The sequence below is a fragment of the Acidisarcina polymorpha genome, assembly GCF_003330725.1.
Lineage (GTDB): Bacteria > Acidobacteriota > Terriglobia > Terriglobales > Acidobacteriaceae > Acidisarcina > Acidisarcina polymorpha.
This window is the reverse complement of record NZ_CP030840.1, coordinates 1073909-1099040: the sequence shown is the minus strand read 5'-3', so window position 1 is coordinate 1099040 and position 25132 is coordinate 1073909. Positions and strand designations below refer to the sequence as shown.

Annotated in this window: 25 protein-coding genes; 20 read left to right on the top strand and 5 right to left on the bottom strand. The window is 57.2% G+C overall.

Going from position 1 to position 25132, the window contains the following annotated elements:
* Positions 1–86: 86 nt before the first annotated feature.
* On the bottom strand, positions 87–908 hold the full coding sequence (locus ACPOL_RS04890; protein ID WP_114206065.1) for a YqjF family protein: 822 nt from the start codon (positions 906–908) through the stop codon (positions 87–89).
* Between the two features lie 107 nt (positions 909–1015).
* Here ACPOL_RS04890 and ACPOL_RS04885 point away from each other — a divergent pair, with 107 nt between their 5' ends.
* The 3 genes from ACPOL_RS04885 to coaD all read left to right on the top strand — a co-directional run bounded on the left by ACPOL_RS04885 (position 1016) and on the right by coaD (position 4442).
* The gene (locus tag ACPOL_RS04885; RefSeq protein WP_114206064.1) at positions 1016–2593 is read left to right on the top strand and encodes an FAD-dependent thymidylate synthase; all 1578 of its coding nucleotides are present in this window, start codon (positions 1016–1018) and stop codon (positions 2591–2593) included.
* Positions 2594–2813: 220 nt separating this feature from the next.
* A complete protein-coding gene (recA, locus tag ACPOL_RS04880) occupies positions 2814–3896 on the top strand; it encodes a recombinase RecA (protein ID WP_114206063.1) in 1083 nt (360 codons plus the stop codon).
* 51 nt (positions 3897–3947) lie between these two features.
* Positions 3948–4442: a pantetheine-phosphate adenylyltransferase gene (gene coaD / locus ACPOL_RS04875; RefSeq protein WP_114206062.1), complete on the top strand. Its 495-nt coding sequence runs from the start codon at positions 3948–3950 to the stop codon at positions 4440–4442.
* Positions 4443–4528: 86 nt separating this feature from the next.
* On the opposite strand, the gene ACPOL_RS04870 is transcribed toward coaD, so the two are convergent.
* Entirely contained in the window at positions 4529–5776 is a 1248-nt protein-coding gene (locus tag ACPOL_RS04870; protein WP_114206061.1) for a cation:proton antiporter domain-containing protein, read from the bottom strand.
* Between the two features lie 235 nt (positions 5777–6011).
* Between ACPOL_RS04870 and ACPOL_RS04865 the strand changes: the two genes are divergently transcribed.
* The 11 genes from ACPOL_RS04865 (at position 6012) to ACPOL_RS04815 (ending at position 15574) form a co-directional block, all read left to right on the top strand.
* The gene (locus ACPOL_RS04865; protein ID WP_114206060.1) at positions 6012–7208 is read left to right on the top strand and encodes a pyridoxal phosphate-dependent aminotransferase; all 1197 of its coding nucleotides are present in this window, start codon (positions 6012–6014) and stop codon (positions 7206–7208) included.
* A 375-nt stretch (positions 7209–7583) separates the two neighbouring features.
* Positions 7584–8327, top strand: coding sequence for a flagellar hook-basal body protein (locus ACPOL_RS04860; RefSeq protein WP_114206059.1), 744 nt, complete (start codon positions 7584–7586; stop codon positions 8325–8327).
* Between the two features lie 86 nt (positions 8328–8413).
* Positions 8414–9202 carry a flagellar basal-body rod protein FlgG gene (gene flgG / locus ACPOL_RS04855; RefSeq protein WP_114206058.1) on the top strand — a complete coding sequence of 263 codons (789 nt, stop codon included), beginning with the start codon at positions 8414–8416 and terminating at the stop codon, positions 9200–9202.
* A gap of 23 nt (positions 9203–9225) precedes the next feature.
* Entirely contained in the window at positions 9226–9867 is a 642-nt protein-coding gene (locus ACPOL_RS04850) for a flagella basal body P-ring formation protein FlgA (protein WP_114206057.1), read from the top strand.
* The gene (locus ACPOL_RS04845) at positions 9864–10709 is read left to right on the top strand and encodes a flagellar basal body L-ring protein FlgH (protein ID WP_236657243.1); all 846 of its coding nucleotides are present in this window, start codon (positions 9864–9866) and stop codon (positions 10707–10709) included. Before ACPOL_RS04850 ends, ACPOL_RS04845 begins: the two co-directional genes overlap by 4 nt.
* A gap of 199 nt (positions 10710–10908) precedes the next feature.
* Positions 10909–11940: a flagellar basal body P-ring protein FlgI gene (locus ACPOL_RS04840; RefSeq protein ID WP_338026749.1), complete on the top strand. Its 1032-nt coding sequence runs from the start codon at positions 10909–10911 to the stop codon at positions 11938–11940.
* The gene (locus ACPOL_RS04835) at positions 11940–12290 is read left to right on the top strand and encodes a hypothetical protein (protein WP_114206055.1); all 351 of its coding nucleotides are present in this window, start codon (positions 11940–11942) and stop codon (positions 12288–12290) included. The genes ACPOL_RS04840 and ACPOL_RS04835 overlap by 1 nt, the downstream gene beginning before the upstream one ends.
* Before the next feature lie 92 nt (positions 12291–12382).
* Positions 12383–12685 carry a flagellar biosynthesis anti-sigma factor FlgM gene (gene flgM, locus ACPOL_RS04830; RefSeq protein ID WP_114206054.1) on the top strand — a complete coding sequence of 101 codons (303 nt, stop codon included), beginning with the start codon at positions 12383–12385 and terminating at the stop codon, positions 12683–12685.
* Between the two features lie 68 nt (positions 12686–12753).
* Positions 12754–13038, top strand: coding sequence for a hypothetical protein (locus ACPOL_RS04825; RefSeq protein ID WP_201759098.1), 285 nt, complete (start codon positions 12754–12756; stop codon positions 13036–13038).
* Positions 13039–13135: 97 nt separating this feature from the next.
* Entirely contained in the window at positions 13136–14599 is a 1464-nt protein-coding gene (flgK, locus tag ACPOL_RS04820) for a flagellar hook-associated protein FlgK (protein WP_114206052.1), read from the top strand.
* Positions 14600–14665: 66 nt separating this feature from the next.
* Positions 14666–15574 (top strand): flagellin N-terminal helical domain-containing protein, encoded by a 909-nt coding sequence (locus ACPOL_RS04815; RefSeq protein WP_114206051.1) that lies wholly within the window; start codon positions 14666–14668, stop codon positions 15572–15574.
* 175 nt (positions 15575–15749) lie between these two features.
* Here ACPOL_RS04815 and ACPOL_RS04810 read toward each other — a convergent pair whose 3' ends face one another.
* Positions 15750–16427, bottom strand: coding sequence for an HAD family hydrolase (locus ACPOL_RS04810; RefSeq protein ID WP_114206050.1), 678 nt, complete (start codon positions 16425–16427; stop codon positions 15750–15752).
* A 57-nt stretch (positions 16428–16484) separates the two neighbouring features.
* On the opposite strand from ACPOL_RS04810, the gene ACPOL_RS04805 reads away from it, so the two are divergent.
* The 6 genes from ACPOL_RS04805 (at position 16485) to ACPOL_RS04780 (ending at position 23360) form a co-directional block, all read left to right on the top strand.
* Positions 16485–17879: an efflux RND transporter periplasmic adaptor subunit gene (locus tag ACPOL_RS04805; RefSeq protein ID WP_236657242.1), complete on the top strand. Its 1395-nt coding sequence runs from the start codon at positions 16485–16487 to the stop codon at positions 17877–17879.
* Between the two features lie 140 nt (positions 17880–18019).
* Positions 18020–19318 (top strand): TolC family protein, encoded by a 1299-nt coding sequence (locus ACPOL_RS04800; RefSeq protein WP_114206049.1) that lies wholly within the window; start codon positions 18020–18022, stop codon positions 19316–19318.
* 194 nt (positions 19319–19512) lie between these two features.
* Complete coding sequence (locus ACPOL_RS04795; protein ID WP_114206048.1) at positions 19513–20361, top strand: sugar phosphate isomerase/epimerase family protein; 849 nt, start codon at positions 19513–19515, stop codon at positions 20359–20361.
* Positions 20362–20509: 148 nt separating this feature from the next.
* Positions 20510–21676 (top strand): Gfo/Idh/MocA family protein, encoded by a 1167-nt coding sequence (locus ACPOL_RS04790; protein ID WP_114206047.1) that lies wholly within the window; start codon positions 20510–20512, stop codon positions 21674–21676.
* Between the two features lie 165 nt (positions 21677–21841).
* Positions 21842–22471 carry a response regulator gene (locus ACPOL_RS04785; RefSeq protein ID WP_114206046.1) on the top strand — a complete coding sequence of 210 codons (630 nt, stop codon included), beginning with the start codon at positions 21842–21844 and terminating at the stop codon, positions 22469–22471.
* Between the two features lie 160 nt (positions 22472–22631).
* A complete protein-coding gene (locus ACPOL_RS04780; protein ID WP_114206045.1) occupies positions 22632–23360 on the top strand; it encodes an SDR family NAD(P)-dependent oxidoreductase in 729 nt (242 codons plus the stop codon).
* Positions 23361–23583: 223 nt separating this feature from the next.
* Here the strand turns inward: ACPOL_RS04780 and ACPOL_RS04775 are convergent, their stop codons facing one another.
* Together ACPOL_RS04775 and purQ are read right to left on the bottom strand one after the other, a co-directional pair.
* Positions 23584–24372, bottom strand: coding sequence for a tyrosine-protein phosphatase (locus tag ACPOL_RS04775; RefSeq protein WP_114206044.1), 789 nt, complete (start codon positions 24370–24372; stop codon positions 23584–23586).
* 15 nt (positions 24373–24387) lie between these two features.
* Entirely contained in the window at positions 24388–25086 is a 699-nt protein-coding gene (gene purQ / locus ACPOL_RS04770; RefSeq protein ID WP_114206043.1) for a phosphoribosylformylglycinamidine synthase subunit PurQ, read from the bottom strand.
* Between the last annotated feature and the right edge of the window lie 46 nt (positions 25087–25132).

The following is a 25132-nucleotide window of genomic DNA, read 5'->3' as shown; positions in this document are numbered from 1 at the left end:
GAAGAGTGGATCGAAACCGCGCCAGAAATCCCAAAGAACTCTCTGCAGCAGTGCAAAAACGGCCTTTTTTTTGCACCAAAATAGGCCTAAAGCGGCTCCGGAACCGCAGCGACGGAGGGGTGTTTCAACAGGCTTGGCGCCAGGTCGAGCGACCACACGTACACGACGAGTTCGCGGGCATAGTGCAGAAGCGGAGCCGTATCCGGCAGTTCGATGCCATGGGCAGCCGGCAATTCGTTGGTATGAAACTCGGCCTCGGCCAGCTCGAGCGGCCACGGCAGGTGATGGATGTTGCCTCGAAGCAACTGCCCGCGAGCACCAGTGGTATAGAGAGCATAACGTTCGGTGAGGAAATGCTCGATGGTTCCAGGACGGCTTTGATCGAGGTTGCTCATCCGTCCAAGACCTCGATACTGCGCCTGAAATCGCACCGGTCGTCGACTCAGCCGGCGTTCACTCGAGTAGTGAAATTCGTCCTTGCCTTGATGCTGAATACTCATCTTGGCCCAGTAATACGGCAGGTGGAAGAACAGGCGCGCCGCCGCGACAGCCGCGGGGTTGGCGGCATCCAGCGAGAAGAAGTAGACGCCGGCGACGTTAGTGTCGGCTTCGCGAACATAGGTGCGAAGGTTGAGTTCAGGGAAGCGATTAGCCCCCGGAACCAGGGGCATCCCGCGAATTTGGACCCGATCCATCCAGAACGGCACCACCCCTACCCAGGCAGAGCCGTCGAAGGTATCGACCGCCAGCCCTTCCGGAAGCAGCCGGGAGATCTGGGTAGCCGGCAGCGGCCAATGAGCGAAAAGCAGATCGTTCCAGCGCTGGGTCATCACCCAACGCGTCTGTGGCAAAGGCCAGGGACGGTGTCCGACGCTGGAGAGAATTTCGTTCTCGTCTGATGAAGTCATCCGCTCTCTATTCTGGGCCGAAAGAGCAGGATAAACCCTGCCTCCTAAGAAAGCGGAAAGGGCCGCCGGGTTTTCACAGAGCAGAATGCCGTATTCTGAGGTCGCCCATGCCCACCCATATTACGCCGTCTGGACCGTCAGCCGCTCCCGCCGGGGAGCACGCCGAAAATCGCACCGAAGTCTTTGCGATCCACGGGGCCGACCCGGAAGTGCTCGCCTACGCAATGGCGAAATACTCGCGTTCCTCGCTATCGATGAAGCAATCCCTTCGCGAGATCAGCAGTCAGCGCGCCGAGCAATTTCTCAACACCTTCTATTTCCAGTATGGGCATCGCTCAATTGCCGATTTAGCTCATGTAGCCTTTGCGATTGAACGCTTATCGCTGCTCGCGGCCATCGCCCTGGTGGATGAGCAGCGTTGGGATGGACAAGAGCGCTCGACCCGCTATCAGAACTTCCTGAAGGGCGGTTGGTATCTGCCCGACTTTGGCCTCGATACTGAAGCCCGCGAGCAATATTCGTCGGCGATCGAGTTGCTGTTCAGCCGCTATCACGGAACCTCGCAGGCGATGCTGGAGTACTTCAAGAGCACCACGCCGAAGCCGGAGGAGATGAAGGCCGACGCTTATGAGCGAACCCTGAAGGCGCGCTCATTTGATGTTGCCCGCTACCTGCTGCCGCTGGCGACGAATACTTCGCTGGGACAAATAGTGAATGCGCGGACCCTCGAAACGCAGATTTCGCGACTGCTCTCGGATCCGCACGAGGAAGTACGACAGCTGGGAGAGAAGCTGCGAGATGCTGCTTCAGGAGCGGCCTGGAATGTGCACGGCGCGGAGCTTGCAGCCTTGCAAGCCGAGATCGCTGCCGCTGATCCATCACTTGGCGCGCGAGCGGCCGAGTTGCTGACGCGCGATGTGAAGGTTGCGCCGACGCTGGTAAAGTATGCAGTTCCAAGCGACTATGCCCTCGCGACTCGCCGGGAGTTGGAGCAAGCCGCTCAGGAACTAATGGCAGAGGCTCCGATTGACCCCGCTCCGGTTGTCGACCTGGTTGAACGCGACGAGCCTCTGGAAGTCGAACTCGCCGCGACCTTGCTCTACGGCGCTTCCCATTATTCCTACCGGCAGATCAGGGATTGCGTTACTCAGTTGCCGGAGGCGCGCCGCAACGAGATCGTCGATCTTGGCTTGCGGCACCGCGGCCGTCACGATGATTTGCTGCGCGAATTCTCCGCCGGACAGACGCTGCGATTCGACATCCTGATGGATATTGGCGGCTTTCGCGATATGCATCGTCATCGCAAGTGTACGCAAATCCTGCAGCCGTTTACGCACCTGCACGGGTATGACTTCCCCGAGTTTCTGGAGGAGGCAGGCTTCGGCGCCGGCTATCGCCTTACGATCGGAGCCGCCCATGAAACCTATCGAAATTTGAAAAACAAGGTCGCGGATGCCTCGGCCCAATATGTTTTGCCTCTAGGCACTCGAGTTCGCGCCTTGTTTAAAATGGATTTTGCTGAAGCGCTTTATATCTCAGAGCTGCGGAGTACTCCGCAGGGGCACTTCTCTTACCGACGGGTTGCGTGGGAGATGTACAAGGCGGTGGCGCGACAGCATCCCTCCCTGGCAAAATATTTTCGGATCCGAGATGTAACCGAGCCAATTGATTTGCTGAAGCGGTGAGCAAATTGGTGAGCCTCCCATTTCGGGTCAACAGTCGCTTGCAGCCGTAGGATACTCTGCATCTCCCGCCCGACTGAATGCTAGACTTTGTCCAAGTTTCCACAACTATTTTTATAAACAGCGCAAATACACGTGCTCGCGGAGGTACTCTCTGCTCTGTGCGTTCCAAAATGCGCTACATTGAGAATACGAAGAAAAAACGAAGATCGGAGAATTTGACGTGGCGGATGATCGGGCTCGCGCAGTAGAACTGGCGCTATCGCAAATCGAAAAGCAATTCGGCAAAGGCTCAATTATGCGCCTGGGCAGCAAAGAAGCGATCGTGCCGATCTCCGTGATCTCTACCGGATCGATCTCGTTCGACGCGGCATTGGGCGTTGGCGGAGTTCCGCGTGGCCGAGTGATCGAAATCTTTGGGCCAGAGTCCTCAGGCAAGACCACGATTACGCTGCAAATCATCGCGGAGGCACAGAAGCATGGAGGCCTCGCGGCGTTTGTGGATGCCGAACATGCGCTCGATCCACTTTACGCGCGTAAGTTGGGCGTCGATATCGACAACCTGCTCATTTCGCAGCCCGACTATGGCGAACAGGCGCTTGAGATTACCGAAGCGCTCGTCCGTTCGGGTGCAATCGACGTGCTGGTGGTGGACTCTGTCGCTGCTCTTGTTCCCAAGGCGGAACTCGATGGCGAGATGGGCGATTCGCACATGGGCCTGCAGGCGCGACTGATGTCGCAGGCACTGCGGAAGCTGACCGGGACAGTCTCAAAGTCGCGCACCAGTCTTATCTTCATCAATCAGATCCGCGAAAAAATCGGAGTGATGTTCGGGAATCCCGAGACAACTACCGGCGGTCGCGCGCTCAAGTTTTACTCCTCAGTGCGCATCGATATCCGGCGGATCGCTGCGGTGAAGGAAGGCGATGCCGTGGTTGGATCGCGTACCAAGGTCAAGATTGTGAAGAACAAGGTGGCCGCGCCCTTCCGCGAGGCGGAATTCGACATTCTCTATGGCGAGGGAATCTCGCGCGAAGGCGATGTTCTCGACCTGGCGGTGGCGCAAAATATCGTCGAAAAGTCCGGCGCCTGGTATAGCTACGCCGGCGAGCGCATCGGGCAGGGACGGGAGAACGTCCGGCAATATCTGAAGGAGCACCGCGACACCTTCACCAACATCGATACAGAGTTGCGTAAGAAGCTTGGACTGGTGAACTTGCCAGCAAGCGAGGTTCCCGCAATTCCGGTGAATGGAGCCGCCGCGGCTGCGGAAGTCGTCAGGCCGGCAGCGCGTCGTAGCAGCTGAATTGCGTCCCGGGGAGAGCATTCGTACAATCGCGATTGAGCGAACCTCTCTTTGGACAAAGTAAAAGCAATTTATCCCGGTAGCTTCGACCCGATGACGCATGGTCACCTTGACCTGATTGCGCGCGGGTCTCGCATCTTCGACCATCTGGTCGTTGCCGTGCTGAAGAATTCCGCAAAACACGCGCTCTTCAGTGTGCCTGAACGGGTGGAGATGTTGACTGAGAGCGTTGCCGGATTTGGTAACGTTTCCGTGGCGGCATTCGACGGGCTGCTTGTCGACTTCGCCCGTGAACAGCAAGCGCAAGCGGTCATGCGCGGCATTCGCGCCATCAGTGACTATGAGTACGAGCTGCAAATGGCATTGATGAACCAGCGATTGGCTCCTGAATTGGAAACCGTCTTTCTCATGCCGGCGGCGAAGTATTCGTTTGTGAGCTCGCGATTGGTGAAGGAAGTCTTTCAGTTAGGCGGTTCGGTTGATGGGCTGGTTCCGGAACTCGTGATCGCGCGGCTGCAGCGCCGGGTGAATAGCCGAGAATCGTAGTAATAAGTGGGCGAGCTGCCCACCTTAAGCCGCCCATCGTTCGGGAGCCTCCACTCTTCCACATCGAAGAGCTATCATGCACTCCATTATGCGTGGGCATGGTCGAGTGGAGCAGCCTTGCTTTTCCCGTCCCGGATGCCCAGCAAATTCAACACCGGAGCAGTGCACATCGTCGTCACCAGGGCCATGACCACCATCATGGTGAAGAGCGTGGGCGAGAACGCCCCAACGTTATAGGCAATGTTGAGGACGATCAATTCGACGAGGCCCCGGGTGTTGAGGAGTGCGCCGAGAGCGATGGCATTGCGCCACGACTGGCCCGTCCACCGGGCGGCGATGACGGCGCCTCCCATCTTGCCGAAGATGGCGGCGGCCAACACGATCCCCGACCAGATCCACATGGCGGAGCCATTCAGCAGGTCAAGGCGTGTCCGCATTCCGGTAAGGGCGAAGAACAACGGCAGCAAGAGTACGGAAACGAGCATGTCCAGCCGTTCGCGGATGGCGATCTGCCAATGCTCAATGCGTGGAAAGCAGACGCCGGCGAGGAAGGCTCCGAAGAGGGGATGAACGCCGATTTTATCGGTAGCAGCGGCGGAGAGCAGGACGCCGGCGACGATCAGGCCGAGGAGTTCGAGCGAGAGTTCTGGATTGTTCCTGCGATTCACCAGCTTGGCGGCCAAAGGTCGAATGACCCCGAGCATAACGAACAGATAGGCCGCGAGGCCAATCAGACGCGAGGGAAGCGATGCGGGTCCTCCAGCCTCTCCGATCAGCGCAAGGGCAATGGCGAGCAGACTCCAAGCCACAACATCATCGACGGCCGCGCAGAGGATGGCGGTCGTCCCGAGTGGCGATGATTGCAGATTGCGTTCTTCGAGGATGCGGGCAAGCACCGGAAAAGCGGTGATGCTCATGGCGATACCGAGGAACAGCACAAATGGAATGTTGCCGATCCCGTGCGGAGCAAAGCGAGTTCTCAAAGAGTGCGCCAGGATTGCGCCCATGGCAAATGGCAGCAGGATGCTCATACCGCTGGCGGCAATTGCAGTGGCGCGCTGTCGATAGAGCTGCGCGTAATCGAGTTCCATGCCAATAAGGAACAGGAACAGGACCAAACCCACTGTAGAAAGCATCTCTAATTGGGGGAAGGAAGACGGGGGAAAAAGGTTGGCAGAGAGATGCGGCGCGAAGCGACCAAAGACCGAGGGCCCAATCAGGATGCCACCGATGATCTCCCCAACGACGCGAGCCTGACCAAGCTTTCGCGCTAACCGGCCACAGACTACTGCCACCAAGAGCACGATGGACATCTGAACAAGCAAGAGGGTCATGGGAAGATCCTTTCCTGAGAAGAATTCTTTTTTGGAACCGAGCCGTGCAGGAAGGGTTGCAGGGAGGCTCGCGATTATGAACGATCGACGGCCAAGACTTACCAGCCAATTCTACCGAGTTCCTGAGACAATCAACAGATTCCGTAGAGCAAATTGGTGCTGGCCGGCGGCAACTTGAGATTTCCTGGTCGCCACTCCGCATTCGAACAGGAAATCTGAAAAAATAAAAGTCACAATGACCACCCCGACTGCTCAGAAGATCTTAACCGACCGGATCGGCCGGATTGAAGTTTCGGCCACGATGGCGGTGACCGCTGAGGCGGCCAAACTGCGCGCTCAAGGCGCGAAACTGGTTGACTTTGGCGCTGGAGAGCCTCACTTCGCCACCCCCCGTCACATCAAAGACGCTGCTATTGCCGCAATTGACGGCAACTTCACTCGCTACACAGTGGTCTCGGGAATACCGGAAGTACGGAAAGCTATCGTTGACCGGCACGAGCAGGATTTTGGGTCGAGTTTCGCCATTGATGAAGCGGTCTTCACGACTGGCGGCAAGCTGGCGCTTTTCAACGCATTGCAGGTGCTGGTCGAGCACGGCGATGAGGTAATCCTGCCGGTGCCTTACTGGGTTTCCTATAAGGACATCATTCAATATGGCGGAGGCAAGCCGGTCTATCTGGGGACTGAGGAGGCGGAGAACTTCCGCATTTCTGCAGAGGCGGTGGAGCGGTTGATTACTCCGCGGACGAAGGCAATTATTCTGAACTCGCCGTCCAATCCTGCAGGTTCGGTCATTGCTCCAGCGGATCTCGAGCGGATTGTGCGGCTGGCGCATCAGCGTTCGGTATATCTCATCCTCGATGAATGCTATATCTACCTGCAATATAACGGAGCGCTGGTGAGTGGTGCGTCCTTCACTGAAACAAAGGAGCACGTGATCGTTGCCGGTTCGCTCTCGAAAAGCTATGCAATGACCGGCTGGCGCGCTGGCTTTGCGCTTGGCCCTAAGCCGATCATCGCCGCAATGAGCAAGCTTCAAAGTCAGTCGACGAGCTCGACTGCCGCGTTTGTGCAGAAGGCGGCAATCGCCGCTTTGACGGGGCCCCAGGAATGCGTAGCCGAGATGCGGGCCGATTACTTGAAGCTGCGTGACCAGGTGCTGGCCGGCCTGGCGACCATTCCGGGGCTGACTTGCACCATCCCCGAAGGCGCCTTTTACGTATACCCGAATGTGTCGGCGTACCTGGGTAGGCCGGGTTCGCAGACTGCTCTCGAACTCGCCAGCCGGTTGCTGCATGAGGCGCACGTGGTGACGGTCCCCGGTGAGGCCTTTGGAACTCGGGAGCACATCCGGCTTTCTTACGCCGTCACCCACGGAGATGTGGATGAAGGCATTGCCAGGATGAAGGAGTTTTTCGCGAATCTGGGCTAGTCCCGATTGCTGATCGCCCGATATCTGGGGACAAGCCCCTGACGTCGGTAGATCCTCCAGAAGCATCGTTTAAGGCCGCACCGGCACTGGCAACGGCGGCCGCGGGAGCACGGGTCGGAGTTCGCGTTTACCCCTCCTAGCTACTCATGCCGTTTTGCCGAGCACTAAATCTACCTACCTCAGTCTTGGGTGTCCTGCCCGCCAGACCATTCTGAACTCACTTTAATCCCAGCCCACTTCTTGGTGGGCCTTTACTTGCTCTCTACCCGTGCGGCACAGTCAATCGTTCTTAATGCTTTTCCAGCCAGCGCTCCCCTCAAGGCGCGGTTTTGGGCTGCAAAAGAAAAGGGTATCTGAGACGACAAGGAGGTCAGAGTGGACAGCGGCTATTATGCGGCATTTTCCGGGTTGCTTGCGCGGACCGAGGCCTTGGATTCGGCGGCAAGCAATCTGGCCAACGCCAACACGACCGGCTTCCGTGCCGAGAGGGAATACTTTCGCGGCGCCATCATGGGTCCGGAGGCGCTTGGCTCCCAATTGAATAAGACGGTCAACAACTTCGGGGTTCTGGGCGGCAACAGCATCAATTTGAGTCAGGGGCCACTCACCCATACCGGAAATCCGCTGGATATAGCCATTGAAGGGTCCGGCTTCTTCGCGGTGCAAAGCCGACCTGGACTGGAGGGCATTCGATACACCCGCGATGGGGCCTTTCAGCGTTCCCGCAGCGGACAGCTGATTACCAGCCTTGGCGAAACCGTCTTGAACGCAGCGGGCAAACCGATCCTGGTACCGTCGGGTGAGATCAGCGTCGGTTCCGATGGCGTAATCTCGAGCGGCGGCGCATCTGTAGGCAGTCTTGGCGTCTTTACCTTTCCGACCTCCGAACCAATGGTGCCGGAGGGCGTCAATCGTTATGTCGCCGATCCCACTAAGGCACTTGTTTCCCGCGAAGCGAGGGTTCACCAGGGGTCGCTCGAAGGGTCCAATCAGGACGTCATCCAGGGCTCGCTGCAACTGATCCTAGTGCAGCGCCAAGCGGAGATGATGCAGAAGACGCTTTCTATTTTCCACAATGATTTTGACAAGACCGCAAGCGAGGAGCTGCCGAAGGTCTAGCTGTTCTTCGCTGCCGCTCTTGTGGATGTAGGTAGAAGGCTTTGATAGTTTTCGATGACCGTTACTACTAATCAAGGGGACACACCATGATTCGAGCACTCTACACAGCGGCGAGTGGTATGAGCGCCCAGCAATTGAATTTAGATACGATCGCCAATAACTTGGCCAATTCCTCGACGGCCGGCTTTCGCCAGCGCCGCCTTCAGTTTCAAGACATGATTTACCAGAACCTAGTAACTCCCGGAGCTGCACAGAGTCAACAAACGGTTTCGGCAGGCTTGCAGATCGGACTCGGTACTAAGTCCGCTGCCACTGAGGTCATCATGACGCAAGGAGATCTCAATCAGACGAATAACCCGCTTGACCTTGCGATTCAGAATGTCGGTTTTTTTCAGGTATCGATGCCCGACGGCACCATCGCCTACACCCGCGCCGGCAGCTTTCACCTCAATAATCAAGGAACGATCGTAACGACGGATGGCAATCCGGTGCTGCCTAACATCACCATTCCTTCGAACGCGACGGCGGTGACCATCACCCAATATGGGGTTGTGAATGCGACGCTTGCCGGACAACAAAATCCGAGCCAGCTGGGCCAGATTCAGTTGGCCACGTTTGTCAATCCGGGCGGCCTGGCGAGTCAGGGCTCCAATCTATTTACCTCCACATTGTCTTCCGGCGATCCAGTGCTGGCGAATCCTGGGGGGACAGAAGGTTTGGGTACGTTGCAGCAAGGTTATCTCGAAAACTCGAATGTGGACGTCGTTACCGAGTTCGTTCAGATGGTGCTGGCACAGCGCGCCTACGAATCAAACTCCAAGGTCATTCGCGCGGCAGACGACATGTATAGCCAGGTCAATAACATGGCACGGTAGTGAGTGTCGAACGGGGGAGTTCAATGAGTTCTATAAGTGGGGGGAAGTGGCGTCCAGGTACAGCCATGCGAGCCATCGTGATCAGTGGCTTGCTCTTGGCGGCTTTACCGTCGAGCGGAACCGGTTTTGCTAGCAACACTATCGGCCTTCGCCCATTTCCGGGGGACCAGGACGCTGCTGGCCTGCGAGCGGACTCGTCAACCCAAACCGATGGTTGTCACAGCGGCTATCGCCGCTTGTCTGTTATGCGAGATTTCGTTCTTCGGCGGTCTTGGTTTGTTTTGGAACGATGCGCTCATCCCGAGATGCCGAACGTCGCCATAGAGTCACTCGCGTTTGACCACTCCGGCCAGGGCTCTGTTGCTCCTTACTCCAGCGCAGGAGGATTGAATGCACAGTCGGTGCAAGCCGACAACAATCACGAAAGAAAGACCGGCAGCGCGCTACCCTTGGTCCTGGCCGGCAGCCGCGTTCGCTTATGGCGGCAGGATCCCATCGCGCGCATCGATCTCTCCGGAGTCGCGCTCGAGAGCGGGCTGTATGGCTCGCTTGTCAAAGTTCGCCTCACTTCTGGGGGCAATGTGCTGCAGGGAATCGTACGCTCCACGGGTTCAGTTGAGTTGAATTCAATCGCTGGGCCTGGTTTTACACGCGAGGACCAGTGAAGATCCGGCCCCGGCACTTCTCTCAATGTCTCTTCGAGCGTTCTACTCGGACACGCAGAGGCGTCATCATTGTTGCCTTGGTGCTCTGGGGGAGGGCCGGATTGTTTTCGCAGTCCTCAACCCAGACGAGCGGCGGTCAGGCTGTTTCTAACCCAGCCGGCGTCGCGCCTGGCTACGCACAAGAACAAGGGCGATGGATGAAGAGGATCGCACCATCCAAGCCGGCGCCGGCTGATATCGCGCTCTCTGCGTATATCGAACGGGTGCGCGGAGACTATCGCATCGACCCCCCCACGACCGGATCGCTATGGATCGTCAATGGCCGACTGACCCACTTGTCGACCGATCTCAAGGCCAGGAATCTCCATGATGTCATCTCGGTCGTCGTGTCGGAGAGCCTCTCGGCCTCCACCGACGGTACGGTGAAGAACTCGCGAGCCTCGAATATGAGTTCCGCAATCTCCTCACTCTTCGGTTCTCTGGCAGTCAATAATCGCCTTCAGAACCTCTTCAATCAGACCTCCAGCTCCGGCCTCAATGCGCAAGGGCAAAGCGTTTCAAACTCCAACCTGGCAACCACCCTAGGCGGCGAAGTGGTTGAAGTGTTGCCGAACGGAATGCTGGTTATTCAGGCGGTGCGTCAGGTGACCTTCAGCCAGCAGACTCAGACCATTCGCTTGCGGGGCGTGGTGCGGCCTGAGGATGTGAGTGCGCTCAATCAGGTACCGTCGACTGCGATCACTAATCTCGAGCTCGAGGTAGCCGGCAAGGGCATTATCAACGATTACACGTATCGTCCAAATTTTATCGTGCGGCTCTTCCAGCGGTTGCTGGTGTTCTAGGAGGTTTCCCTTGTCACGGCAATCAATATCTTCAAGTTCGGGACTAGTTCTTTCCATGCTTCTGCTCTTCTCTCTGCCATGTATATCAAGTCGAGGGGCTGCCCAGGCGGCCTTGCCCCCGGGAGGATCGGGGAGTGAAATCCCGTTTCTCCGGAACTCGGCGCCTCCGACGGCTGCGAAAACTGCAAAGCTCGCCAGGGTGAAAGATGTAGCCACTGTTGAAGGCATCCGCGACAATCAATTGGTGGGTTACGGCTTAGTGGTCGGATTGCATGGTACTGGAGACAGCACTCAAGCAGTGTTTCCTGTTCAAACTCTAATTTCTACTCTCGAACGGATGGGGGTGACACTGCCCCAAACCGGAGGAGCGTCGACGCTGCGCGTCCAAAATATGGCAGCAGTATTTGTCACCGCAACGATGGGACCTTTCTTGCGTCCGGGAAATCGACTCGATCTGACGATCTCGTCGGCGGGTGACGCCCGAAGTCTTGAAGGCGGCGTACTGCTGATGACTCCGCTCTACGGGCCGGACGGGCTGATCTATGCGCAGGGTCAAGGTCCTCTCGTATTGGGGGGCTATGAAATCACGAGCAATGGGAACAGCAAGCAGTTTAACCATCCGACCACCGGCCGGATTCCGGATGGAGCGATCGTCGAACGGCAGGTGCCGCTTGAGCTGAAGCAAATGCACAGCTTTTCGCTGCTCCTCAATGAGGCCGACTTTCGCACTGCCGAGCGTATGGCCGGAGCGATCAACCAGGAGTTGAAGCGGCCACTGGCGATCGCCGTAGACAGCCGCCGGGTCGACCTCGAGCCAGCAGCGACGGAAGATATGCCCGCGCTGCTGGCCGAGGTCGAAGCGGTTGAAGTCGAGGTCTATCCTCGGGCCAAGGTGGTGGTCAATGAACGGACCGGAACCGTAGTGATTGGGGGCGACGTCCGCCTCCAGCCGGTGTCGATCCTTCACGGCGGCCTGACTGTCAACGTTGTCAGCGAATTTCAGGTATCGCAGCCAAATTCCTTTGGTCAGGGAGCGACCCAGGTTGTTCAGCAAACGCAGCTTCAGACGCAAGACCGCCCAGTGAGTCATATCGAGTTGAAAAAGGGAGCCACGGTGGACGATCTCGTCCAAAACCTGCAACAGATCGGGGCAACAGCGCGGGACATCATCTCGATTCTGCAGGCGATGAAGGAAGCGGGCGCTCTTGAAGCCGAATTGGAGGTATTGTGATGAACGGTGCTCAGTTGCTGCCCGAGAGGGCGACATCGGCTCCATTTCGGTCGGTATCCACTCCGAAGTCGGTTCGCGATGCGCAGCTCGATCCGAAGCTGATTGCCGCCGCCCACCAGTTCGAGGCCAGTTTGATGCAGGAGCTGCTGAAACCTCTCGATTTGACCCAACCCTTCGGCGAGAACCAGGACGGCGATGCGGAGGTGGGGGGCTTGACTTCTTCAGCCGAGGGAAGCGGGAGTGCATTAATGAGTTTCGGCTCAGAGGCGTTGGCGAAGGGTCTCTCGGAAAAGGGCGGACTAGGAATTGCGCGCAAGATCCTCGACCATTTCGAAGAGCGCAAACCTTAGAGGAACGTGCAAAACTCCGAAATGGAACAAGCAATTATTACTAAAGTGACGTGACTTCCTGCCGATAAGCTAGTGGAAGGAGAAATGGCGTTATGAGTATTCAATGGAATTCAAGTTCACCGCAATCGATTCCGAAAGATACCACAGTCATCAGGACAGCGGGCGCTTCCTTTAAACCGACTGAAACGATTGAGCCGAGTAACTCGCATCCGAGCTTAGATGGAGACGCAGCCCATTTGAGCCCGGCCGCCCTACTGGCGTCGGCCTCTTCGTCCCTCCCCGATGTGCGCTCTGAAAAGGTGGCGTCCATTCAAGAGGCACTTGCTAACGGGAGCTACTCCGTGAGCTCCACCGATGTGGCGGACAAGTTGATTGATCATCTGCTACATAGCTAAGCCGCTGCGCAGCCTTGATAAACAGGGATCAAAGAGGTAGGGGTTGATCGTTGATGGAGAGTGCTCCAATGCGTGAGGAAGATCGAACGTTTGATGCGATGCCCTTAGCTGTCTTGCTCGAACGGACCCTGGATGCATTTACGGCTCTGGACGCCGATTCAATCGAAACGCTTGTCGACGCGTGCCGTTGTGTCGTGCTACCGGCGTCCGCATCCGAGTGGGAACAAGCGGCTCATAGTTATTCAACGCTAGGCCATCTACTAGGGTTGACGGCGCAACGATTGACGATCCTACGTGGTATCTCGACTGCCTCGATTGAGTTTGGCGCATTTGTTGGCCGAGAGCGGCGTTAGTTGAGCGCAAACACGATCGCCTCACTTATCAGCTGCGCTGATTCATTCTCAGCTGCGCCAAGGCGAGGCAGATCCGATCTAGAAAGACAGGAAAGCTATGGCTACACTCAACTCCGCATGGAACATCGCAGTCTCCTCGCTCAATGCCGATCAAGCGGCGCTGAACGCCAGTGCGAACAACACTGCGAATGTCAACACCCCTGGCTACACCCGTAAAGAAGCGATCTTTGACGAAAACATTCCAGTCACGATAGCGGGATTGACTTATGGGACGGGTGCAAGCGTCATCGATATTCAGTCGCAGCGCGACCGGGTGCTTGAGCAGAGTGTCGATCAGCAGACCCAGACCCAGCAGGCCACCGCCACCCGGCTGGCTGCGCTGCAGAATGTCCAAGCAGTGTTTGCGGCGGCAACCTCAACCACTGCGGGAGCGGCGAATGGCGGGATAAACTCCTCGCTGAGCCAATTCTTCGCCGCACTCACTCCGCTCGAGGGTAACCCTAGCGACACTTCGCTCCGAGAGACGGTTTTAAGCGCGGCGGTTAGCCTCGTAGAAAGCTTTTCCGGCTCTATCACCGAGCTCCAGCAACAACAGGCTTCGCTCGATGCAGAGAGCCAGAGCGTCGTTACCCAGGTCAATGCATTGTCGAAGTCGATCGCCGGGCTGAATCAACAGATCCAGACGCTCGACCCGACAAGCGACGCTGGCGGGCTTGAGGACCAACGGCAGTACGACCTCAATCAGCTGTCGCAGTTGGTAGGAATCAGCCAAATCAAAACCGAAAACAATGGTCTGACCGTAACTACTACGAGCGGCGCCTTGCTGGTCTCGGAAGGGACCGCCTTTGCGCTGACCTCCGGTCCTTCGGCTGGAGTGACGCACTATTTCGACGCTCAAGGCAATGACATTACCACTCCCCTCGCTTCAGGAGGCGGTCAGCTGGGTGGGTATCTAACCACCCGCGACCAGGACATTCCCCACGTGGAAGGTGCGCTCGATGCCTTAGCCGGGGGGTTGGCTAACCGGCTGAATGCGATCCAGCAATCGGGATCGACGGCGAGCGGCGCTTCTGCTGCCGGATACCCGCTCTTTACTGTCCCTGCGAGTGGCGGATCGCCTGGGTCGATCGCTGGAGGCATCACGGTGGCAATTTCCGACCCTACTCTGGTGGCGGCAGGCACTGCAGGGAAAGGCCCTTCCGACGGTTCAAACGCGGTGCTACTGGCGAATGTACAAACCTCGCCGCAGACCTTCGCTGCTCAGCCGGGAAGCCCTTATCAAGTGACGGCCCCCGTCTCTCCCACCAACTACTTCGCGGACTTTATCGCGACTCTGGGAAGTCTGGTTTCGCAGACATCCTCTCTGAGCACTGCGCAACAGGCTTCCCTGGCCCAAACTCAAACCCAGCGAGACTCACTTTCCGCAGTCAATACAAACGATGAGGCATCGACACTCTCGCTGCTTGAGCGTTCTTACGAGGCCTCCTCGAAGGTATTCACAATCTTGGACACGGTCTTTGCTTCGGCGCTCAATCTGGGCGAACAGACAACAGTCGCTTAGTTCGAGTGACCTGCCCACCGGTAAGCGACGGACCGGCGATGGACCTAAAACAAAAGGAGAAAAGAGATGCGCGTCGATCCACTCTACGTACCAAGTCTGGTCAACTCGCTCGACACTGTCTCGGCCACCGAGCAGACGCTTTCTCAGGAGCTGTCGAGCGGTTCGCGAGTCACCAGCCTCTCCGATGATCCAGGCGCTGCAGCTGACAACGTTGTGTTGACGGCGCAAGTTGCACAAAACGACACTTTCACGCAAACGGCCTCGACGACCGAGGGGAGGCTGCAGCTCAGCGACTCGGCCTTGGGTTCGGTCGTGAGCCAACTGACTGCGGCAATTTCAGCCGCGACCGCGGCGAACAACAGCACGCTTAATAGTACGAATGTGATCGGCTATTCGAATCAGCTCGCGGGCATTCGAGACGAAGTTTTATCACTCGCGAATACCAGCTATCTGGGTGGTTTCCTGTTTGCCGGAAGTCAGGGCAGCACCACGCCCTTTACCCTGAACAATTCAGGAGTACCGGCGGTGGTGGTCTACAACGGGGACAATAATACAACCTCCATACAGACGCCAACCGGGCAGGCCATCCAGCTCAACCTGACCGGCAGTCAGGTCTTCACTACTGGAGTTGCCGGGACCGATGTCTTTCAAACGCTAAATGCTTTAGTGGCCGACTTTGCGACTGGAACTCCCTCAGCGACCGCCGTGGCGGACACCGAGGCGCTGAGCACAGCCCTCAACCACGTAAGCGATCAGCGGGTGATTCTCGACGGCAACATAACCGCGCTTCAAAATGCGGCGACCTATACACAGGCAGAGTCGGCAGGTTTGCTTGCAGAGCAAACCACCCTTCTGCAGGCGGATTTCGGTAAGGTGACGACCCAACTGAGTGCGGCGGAGACTCAACAGACTGCCCTCTATGATGTGATATCGACGCTCGAGAAGGGAAGTCTCTTTGACTATATCGGGCATTAAGAGGGACGACGGTTCTAGCAGCCACCCATCACAGCCGTCCGTTCTAAGTAAATACGGTTAACTAGAAAGGCATCCGCTGAGTGTGCTGCTCTGAAAAGTGTGATCAGATTGCCGCTCGTTTTGCCCTGCGAAGCGATGAAGGTTTGACTTCGAACCACGGCACCTGTTGGGGGCTTTAGGCTGCAACCTCTCGCCGGTTCAGCCTGGATTTTGTGAACATCTCAGAGATCTCGTGGACATCTTTGTAGACTTCGATGGCTCCGGCTTGCAGAAGTTCCTCCTCGGTCCACCCTCCGCTGGTGACTGCAATCGTAGGGACACCGGCCTTGCTTGCCGCTTCGATATCCCATGGTGTATCCCCTAAGGCGATGGCCTCCGCAGGTTGCACGCCAAGTCGATCGAGAGCCGCTTGAAAGATGTCGGGCTCAGGCTTTGATTGATTCGCGTCATCGCTCGAAGTTTCCTTCTCGACTAGATCAGCGATCCCAGCTATCTCCTTCAGTTTTTCGAGGTCATCCTTTTCCGATGAGCTTGCAACGGCTATGCGCAAGCCAACGGCGCGCATCTTCAACAATAACTCGCGTGAACCAGGAAATGCCTTAATTCTGTTGAAGTACTCGCGGTGAAACAAGCTACTGCGATACTCCTTGATCGGCTTCTCAAGTCTAGGCAGACTTTCGCGAGAGACAAAAGTTGGAATAATTTGATCCCCGCCTTTGCCGATTTGATGCAAGGCTTCGTCGAAGCCCACCACAATCCCGAAGTGCGCAAAGGTCCTGCTCCAGGCTTCCGCATGGAGCGCGTTGCTGTCGACCAGCGTGCCATCCATGTCGCATAAGACTGCTTCCAGCATGTTTTCCTCCTCTACTCGGATAGATGCACATACCGGCCACCCCAGATGGGGAGGAGCATGGCGACGGGGCAGAGATCCTTCCTGAATCGCTCCTTCCTGAATCGCTCCTGCCTGGATCGCTCCGGGCCGTGGGGGGTGGATCTTTCTGACTCGAATCCTTTCATTGGGACTCTTATATACTGGCGTCTGGCTCTTGATTCGACCACTCTCCTGAGGACGACTATCGCGGCACGAACGAACAACCGATGGATATGGGTCGCTACTGTGCTTCTTGCGGCGGGCGTGTTTTATTCCATTCGGATGCTGACCCGCTCCAGGCTGCCCATCCGCGTCGCCCTGGTGCAGAAGGGCGACATTGTGAGCAACAGTTCGACCAACGGCATCGTTGAGCCGCAGGTGAACTTTGAGGCGCATGCTCCCTATCCAGGCTTGGTGAAGGCCGTGTATGTCCATGAGGGTGACAAGATTAAGGCAGGCGAGCTCCTGGTTGCCATGAACGACTCCGAGGCACGGACGCGGGTGGCGGCGGCACTTAGCGGGTTACGCGCGGCCCAGGCAAGTTACGATGCCGTGAGCAAGGGTGGCACTCAACAGGAGCGGTATACCTTCGCTGGCGACCTGAATCGAACGCAAGCCGACCGGGACCAGGCGGAAAAACAGTTGGCCACGCTCAAAAAGCTGGTTGCGCAAGGTTCGGCCTCCCCCAACGAAGTGGCCGCCGCTCAGCAGCGTCTCGATCAGGCCAATGCCTCGCTCCACATATTGAGCCAGCGCAGTCAGGCACCCTACTCGCCGCTGGATCTGGAGCGCGCTAAAGCGGCTCTGGCCGACGCCCAGTCTGCCTATGATGCCGCTCAGCAGACGCTAGCGCAGACGACTGTGCGCGCTCCTTTCGCTGGCACCGTGTATTCACTGCCGGTGAGCGCGACTGAGTTTGTCCAGCAGGGCGACCGGCTCCTCGAGGTAGCCGATCTGACGAAAGTTCAGGTGCGCGCCTACTTCGATGAACCCGAAATAGGCCAGTTGGCCGTCGGGTTGCCGATCAAGATTGTTTGGGATGCTCTACCAGGTCGCTCCTGGCAGGGCCATATCTCCCGCGTTCCGTCGACGGTGATTACCTATACGACCCGGCACGTCGGGGCAGCCATCGTGACCGTCGATAATGCTGATGGCAGGCTGTTGCCGGACACAAACGTAACCGTCACCGTGACTACCGGCAGTATTTCGGGTGTCCTTGAGATTCCTCGGGAGGCCTTGCATTCTGGCGAGGGTCGTGACTTTGTTTATGTACTGGACGGGGAGAAGCTTCGCCGCGTCCCGGTCAAGGTCGGCGTGAACAACCTGACGGCCATCCAGATCGTCTCGGGACTTCAGGAGGGGCAGACCGTCGCGGTGGGGACGACCAATGGACAGCCCATTGTTGACGGAGTGCCTGTCAAGGTTGTTCGTTGATCAGACCGGGGCAGACTTCCGCGGCGGAAACCACAATCCTCTCTCACGACCCTCTCTTCTTCGATGGTGATTCAACATAAAATTCGGGATGGAGGTTGCAGCGAGGTGAGTTGTAGGTGAAATGGAAGTTTCTAGGTTGCATGAGCATCGCCATTGGTGCCGCTTTCACCGCCGCGGGCGCCTACGCGCAGGTGTCACTTTATACCACCGTCGATCAGGCGCTGCGAACCAGTGCCTCAGTGCGCATGGCAACCGCAGATGTGCAGCGCGCGGCGGCGGGGTTGACGGAGGCTAAGGATGTGTATATCCCGAGCTTCCTCCTGGGATCGAGCGTTGGCTACTCTTACGGCTTCCCGATCGGCCAACCTTCGATCGTGAATGTACAATCGCAATCGCTGATCTTCACGTTCTCGCAGATGGATTACATCCGGTCGGCTCGGGCGGCCTGGCGATCTGCGCAACTGGCGCTTTCCGACGTCCGTCAACAGGTGGTTCTTGATACCGCGCTTGACTACATACAACTCGACGTCGACCGACAGAGGATAGAGGCGCTCGATCAGCAGAACGAGTCAGCCACCAAGCTGACATTTATCGAACAACAGCGTCTCGACGCTGGGGTTGGCACCAAAGAAAGTGTGTTGGGCGCGAGATTAGTCTCGGCACAGCTTCGACTCAAGCGGCTCCATATACAGGACGACATGGAATTGCTGCGGCAGCGGTTGGCGCACTTGACTGGACTGCCGGCCGATAGCCTGGTGACAATCCCGTCGAGCATTCCTCCATCTCCTGACTTTGACCGTGATCGCCGTTCAACGCTGGTCGCTTCAATGCAGGCCTTGAACACCGACGGAGTGCGAGCTGCCTATGCCACAGCCCAGTCGCATCAATATCAGGCATTTGGCGATGCCCGGCAGAACTATCGCCCGCAGATTGGCTTCGGAGGGCAGTATAGCCGCTTCTCTGAGATCAATAATTACCAGGAATATTACCAGCACTTCCAGCACAACAACTTCGAGGCTGGCCTGCAGATCACGGTGCCCCTATTTGATGCCACCAAGCGCGCCAAGGAAAGTCAATCACGTGCTGAGGCCTTCCGGGCAACCGCCCAGGCCGATCAGCTCCGTGATCAGAGCAGTGAGAACATCGTCCTTCTTGAAAAGAGTCTTGAGGAACTTTCTGCTCAGAAGGAGGTCGCGCAGCTGCAGAATGAACTTGCACAAAGTCAACTTGATGCGGTCCTCACGCAATTAAATGGAGCCAGCGTGACGCCGGGGGCTGCGCCGCTTACCCCACGTGAGGAACAACAGGCGCGTATCGAAGAACGCCGCCGTTATGAAGAGGTACTCGACGCAACGTTCGAGATGACCAAAGCACAGCTAGGATTGCTTCGCGCAACCGGCGGCATCGAGGAATGGTACCAAACGCTGAATCACCCTTAAGCCTGTATTCTCGCCGGGGCACATTCAAGGTTCTTTGCTTAGACAATTGCGGCCGAATCAACGTTCTCTCGAAGAGTTCCTCAACATGCCACCAAGGTGGCGGCGACACCTTCGATCGTAATGATTACTGTTGAACCTCGATAGTACACATCGAGGCAAGCCACTAACGATACCCTGCTTGAGGAGGAATTTCCATGATGAACCGGCGTGACTTTGTGAAAAGCGGTGCTGCTGCTTCTGTTGTTGCGATGACAAGCATCAGTCGCGCGACCCCCCTCGGGCTTCCCCTTGGCTTGCAGCTTTACTCGGTGCGTGAACCGTTACAGAAAGACTTCGCCGGAACACTCAAGCAGGTCGGATCTCTAGGGTATAGAGAAGTAGAGGCAGCGGGTTTCTATAATCACTCCGTCGATGATGTGAAAGCGGCACTAGCGGCGGCAGGTTTGCGCTGCGTCAGCGCGCATTATCCTCTCGGCACGCTCAAGCCGCAGATCGATCAGATCCTGCCCTTCTGCAAATCTGTCGGTGTTGAGTATGTTGTCTGTTCATCCCCGATGCATCAGAACGAAAGTGCCGGGAAGGCTGAGCTGACGCTGGACGACTGGCGTTGGAATGCCGATCAGTTCAACGACATCGCCGGCAAGGTCAACGCCGCTGGGATGCATTTTGCCTATCACAATCACGTTGCCGAATTTGCCGAGACCGGCGGTGCGCTGCCCTACGAGGTTCTGCTCAAGAATACCAATCCTGCCAAGGTCAATTTCGAGATGGACTGTGGCTGGGTCATCGTCGCCGGACACGATCCCGTCCAGTATCTCAAGCAATTTCCCACCCGAATCGTGATGCTCCACATCAAGGATTTCAAAGATAATAAGCCGCCATCGGTCGCGCTTGGCAATGGTTCCATCGACTACAAGCCGATCTTTGCCGCCGCAAAAACCGGCCATATTCGCCACTGCTTCGTCGAACAAGAGGAATTTCAGCAGCCCATGATGGAGGCGTTGGCCATTGACGCTCGTTACATGAAGGCCGTTCGCTCCTAAGCAAGGGGCGGAGTGTTTCCTGGCAGGACCAATCATGAGCCGTTCTTCTTGAGAAGAAGCAACCGTCCTTCTTGAGAAGAAGCGTTCCAGCAATCGCGAGACAAATTGCCGTAACGCTGGCTTTACAGCACAGTTGAGGAGATAACCGTTGAAGAAGATCGGAATGGGCCTAGTCGGCCCGGGGTTCATTGCGGCCCATCACATCGATGCGGTGCGCCGGCTCGGCGATGTGGAGGTCATCGCTATCGCCGGTTCGAGCGCTGCTTCCACCCAACGCAAAGCGGCTGAACTGAAGGTCGATACGGCCTACGGCAGCTTCGAAGAGTTGATCGCCGATTCAAGGATTGAAGTCGTTCACAATACAACGCCCAGCTACCTCCATTTTCCCGTCAGTATGGCAGCCATCCAGGCGGGCAAGCATGTGATCTCCGATAAGCCCTTAGCGTTAACCAGTCAGGAATGCGCCGCGTTGCGAGATGCCGCTGAGGCCGCCGGGATCGTCAATGCGGTGACCTTCAACTATCGCGGTAATCCTCTGGTGCAGCAGGCTCGCCAGATGGTGGCCGCCGGCGAACTCGGCCCGATCGTGTATCTGCACGGGCAATACCTGCAGGATTGGCTCACCGACGACCACGCTTACTCCTGGCGGCTTGATCCGGCCAAAGGTGGCGTAAGTTCAGCGCTTGCCGATATAGGATCCCATTGGTGCGACCTGACCGAGCACATCAGTGGTCTGCGCATCGAGTCTGTACTCGCCGATCTGACCACCGTCGTGAAGACGCGCTATGCAGGCGGGTCGTCCGAAGCTTTCAGCAAAGCCAGCAGCGGGGAGGCGAAAGCCATCGAGATCGGCAGCGAGGACACCGGCAGCGTGCTCCTCCGCTTCAGTGATGGCGCGCGCGGTACCTTGAAGGTGGGTCAGGTGCTTCCCGGGCACAAAAACGACCTACAATTGGAGTTGAACGGCCGTAGAAAATCGCTCCGCTGGGAGCAGGAGCTCCAGAACGAGCTCTGGATCGGCTCCTTCGACGGCCCGAATTGCGTTCTGATGAAAGATCCTGCCCTGATGAGCGGCGAGGCAAAATCCTATGCACACCTGCCTGGAGGCCATCAGGAAAGCTGGGCAGACGCCTTCCGCAACGTGATTGCCGACGCCTACGACTGGGTCCGCGCCGGCGCCGATCCGGCAGCCAAAGCGCCAACGGTATGCGACTTCGCGAATGGGCATCGAGTTTGCTGCATTATCGAAGCCATGCTTCGAAGCAACGCTGCCGGAGGCGTTTGGACCAGCGTCGGTGAGAGCGTTACGGCCTGAGCACTTCTCCTATGAGCCGGTGCTGCTGAGCCGGTGCTGCCTTCGATCTGCGTAACTGCTGCCGCGTGATGCGGAAAAACGCCAATGGCCTGTTGACTCATTATCGTGCTTGCCAGACATGACTGACGTGGAAGTAGAATGAACACTCAGTCAACAAGAGGATGGATGAGAGATCCGGCCCATATCCGAATCTTGAGTGTCGATGATCACCCTCTCATGAGAGAGGGGATTGCGGCAATCATTCGAAATGAGCCGGATATGGAGCTGGTGGCAGAGGCATCCTGCGGCCGCGAGGCGATCCAGGGGTACCGGGACCATCGGCCGGATATTACGCTTATGGATCTCCGGCTGCCCGACATTGGAGGCATCGATGCGATGATCGCGATTCGCACCGAGTTTTCCGAGGCGCGCATCATCATGCTGACCACGTTTGAAGGAGATGTCGAGATTCAGCGTGCGCTCCAGGCCGGCGCTCAAGGCTATATGCTGAAGACCATGCCGCGGAAACAACTGGTGGAGACGATCCGCAGAGTTCATGCTGGCAAGAAGTACATTCCACCGGAGATCGCAGCCCATCTCGCGGACCATCTCGGCGAGGATACTTTAAGCAAACGCGAAGTGGAAGTTCTCCAAAAGATCGCTGGAGGAAACCGGAACGGAGACATCGCGGCTCTTCTCTTCATCTCTGAAGAGACCGTCAAGGGCCATGTCAAGCACATCATGGAAAAGCTTGGAGCGAGCGATCGCACCGAAGCAGTGGCTATCGGCATTCGCCGCGGATTCATACATCTCTAGTGGTGGCGTAGCATTCTGAGAGAAACAGCCTTACCGACTGGAGCATTTTCAATCCCGGTGCAACCAGGGCATGGTCATTTCGTGGCTTCCCCCGAGAAAAGCCACACCTCGCAGGTCCTGGCTCTACAGACTGGAAGCGAAAACCCTCTAGAATCGATAGATGGAATCCTTGATAGATCACGTTGCGCTGGTGACCGGCGCGGCCAAGCGAATTGGCAGAGTTCTCGCCCTTTCATTGGCCGAGGCCAAGGCCAGTGTAGCGATAACTTACCGCGAGTCAGAAAACGACGCGGAGCGCACCGTCGCCGATCTGCGCGCCTTCGGAGTGGCGGCGAAGAGTTACTGGTGCGACCTGCGGTCCCCGGAAAGCATCCGAGAGACGGTCCAAGCCGTCGCTAACGATTTTGGTAGGCTCGATCTTCTAGTAAACAACGCCGGCATCTTCGAAACCGCGGCCATGGAGTCGATCAGCGTCGAGCAATGGGATGCCATGTTCGAAACCAACACCCGTGCTCCATTCTTGACTTCGCAGTCAGCCTATCCTCATCTCAAGGCGACTCACGGCAGGATCATCAATATTGGCTCGCTCGGCGGAGTGCATCCCTGGCCGACGCACGGTCACTATTGCACCTCGAAGGCGGCGTTGCACATGCTGACAGAGACGATGTCAAAGGCCTTCGCGCCCGAGATCAGCGTGAACTGTGTCGCTCCGGGAATGATCGTCACCAACGGCGAAGCCTCGGCAGAATACGAGCACTTTGCGCATAAAACGCCGATGCGCCGGAACGGAACTCCTCAGGATGTGGCCGAAGCCGTGCTTTTCTTCGCCACCGGGCCCCACTTCATCACCGGGCAAATCCTTGGAGTGGATGGAGGGCTGGGGCTCTAGAGCAGAAGATCTTCCAAACACTCTCTGGCAAATACTCTCAGGTTTGACAGTGTTTGGACGCCTGGACAATGTACAAACATGCAAGATCACCCCGCCCGAGGTGGTTTGTTGCATGGCGAGAAGCCATTGTCTCTCCCTGGATCGTGGCTAGTCTGAGATCTCCGGGCTCCATCTAGCACAAAACCCCTAGCGGTATTTGCCGGTTCAGCCTAAGTGGAATGCCCTAGCGCGAGAAGATTCGCGATAGCAAGCTCTTGTTTCTTCCTTCCGACTCATCACCGAACTCGAGCGGATCCGGTTGGGGCGGCAGCGTCTTCCCATAGAAGACAGCGTGAGGGTTATGAATGCAAAGGCGGTCGGCGATCTCCTGGCCATAATCCTTGGCCAGCGAGGCATGCCCGTCGCCAAGGTTCGGCGGACGCGAACTGAGGTTGTGCGCGTCGCTGGCGAGAAGAGTGACCCAATTGTGTCTCAGCAACGAGTGACTAAGGGCCTGGGCGCGAGGACCAAACCGGCCGAGCAAGGAGCCGGCCGTCACCTGGACAATGCAGCCGGTGCGAATCCATTCGGCCATCATCTCGGGCTTTGCCTGCAAAGTTGCATTGCGCTCGGGATGCGTAATGATCGGAATGACACCGCTGGCGACAAATTCGTAAAGTGTTTCGGCAATGCCCGGCTGTATGCCATAGTCGGGAAACTCCACCAGTAGATATTGCAGGCCGTTAATGGTGTACTTCGCCGGGTTCTTGAACTGATCCTGGATATTATCGTAGGAGAGATGGAAATCGCAGCCGAGGCCAAGGGTAAGCCGGCCGGCCGCATAGGCTTCAATCTCCGCCAGACGTTCCCGGTTGATCTCGGGCGTAAAGGCCCAGCGGTCATTGGCATGGGGTGTCGCTACAACGTGAGTGAAACCGTTGGCAACGGCGGCGTCGACCATGGCGCACGATGTCTCGAGATCTCTAGGACCATCGTCGAGTCCGTATAGGAGGTGATGATGAATGTCGATCATGATTGGCGTAGGCGATTACGCGGAAACTCCTAAAGCGTTGACCATCGATTCGAAGAGAAGATAGCCGTCGGCTGAGCCAAGCAGCTTTTCGCTGGAGCGGTCCGGATGCGGCATCATTCCAAGCACATTGCGTCCCTCGTTGAGAATGCCGGCAATATTTTCAAGGGAACCATTCGGGTTAGCTGACGCGGTGATTTTGCCATCCGGTTCGGAGTAACGAAAGGCGATGCGATCCTCATCCTTAAGCGTGGCCAGCGTCTCGCGATCGCAGAAGTAGTTCCCCTCCATGTGACCAATGGGAATCTGCAATACCCGGCCTTTCTTCAGGTTCTGGGTAAATGGGCTGGCGACCGTCTCGGTTCGCAGATGGACCTGCTTGCAGATGTACTTCAGCCCGGCATTGCGCATCAGGGCGCCGGGCAGGAGCCCGGCTTCACATAGGATTTGGAAGCCATTGCAAATGCCCAGGACGAGGCCGCCATCGGCGGCGAACTTCTTGACTGACTGCATCACCGGTGAAAATCGAGCAATGGCTCCGGTACGGAGATAATCCCCATAAGCAAAGCCGCCAGGAACCACAATGGCATCGCAGCTTTCTAGTTCAGGGGAGTCGTGCCAGAGCAGAGTCACCGGCTGACGGGCTATCTCCGCGATCACGTTAAAGGCATCGTGGTCGCAGTTCGAACCGGGAAAGACAAGCACGCCGAATTTCATACTTATAGGCTAGCAGGAAGACCCCTTCGCCGACCATGCGGTGCCA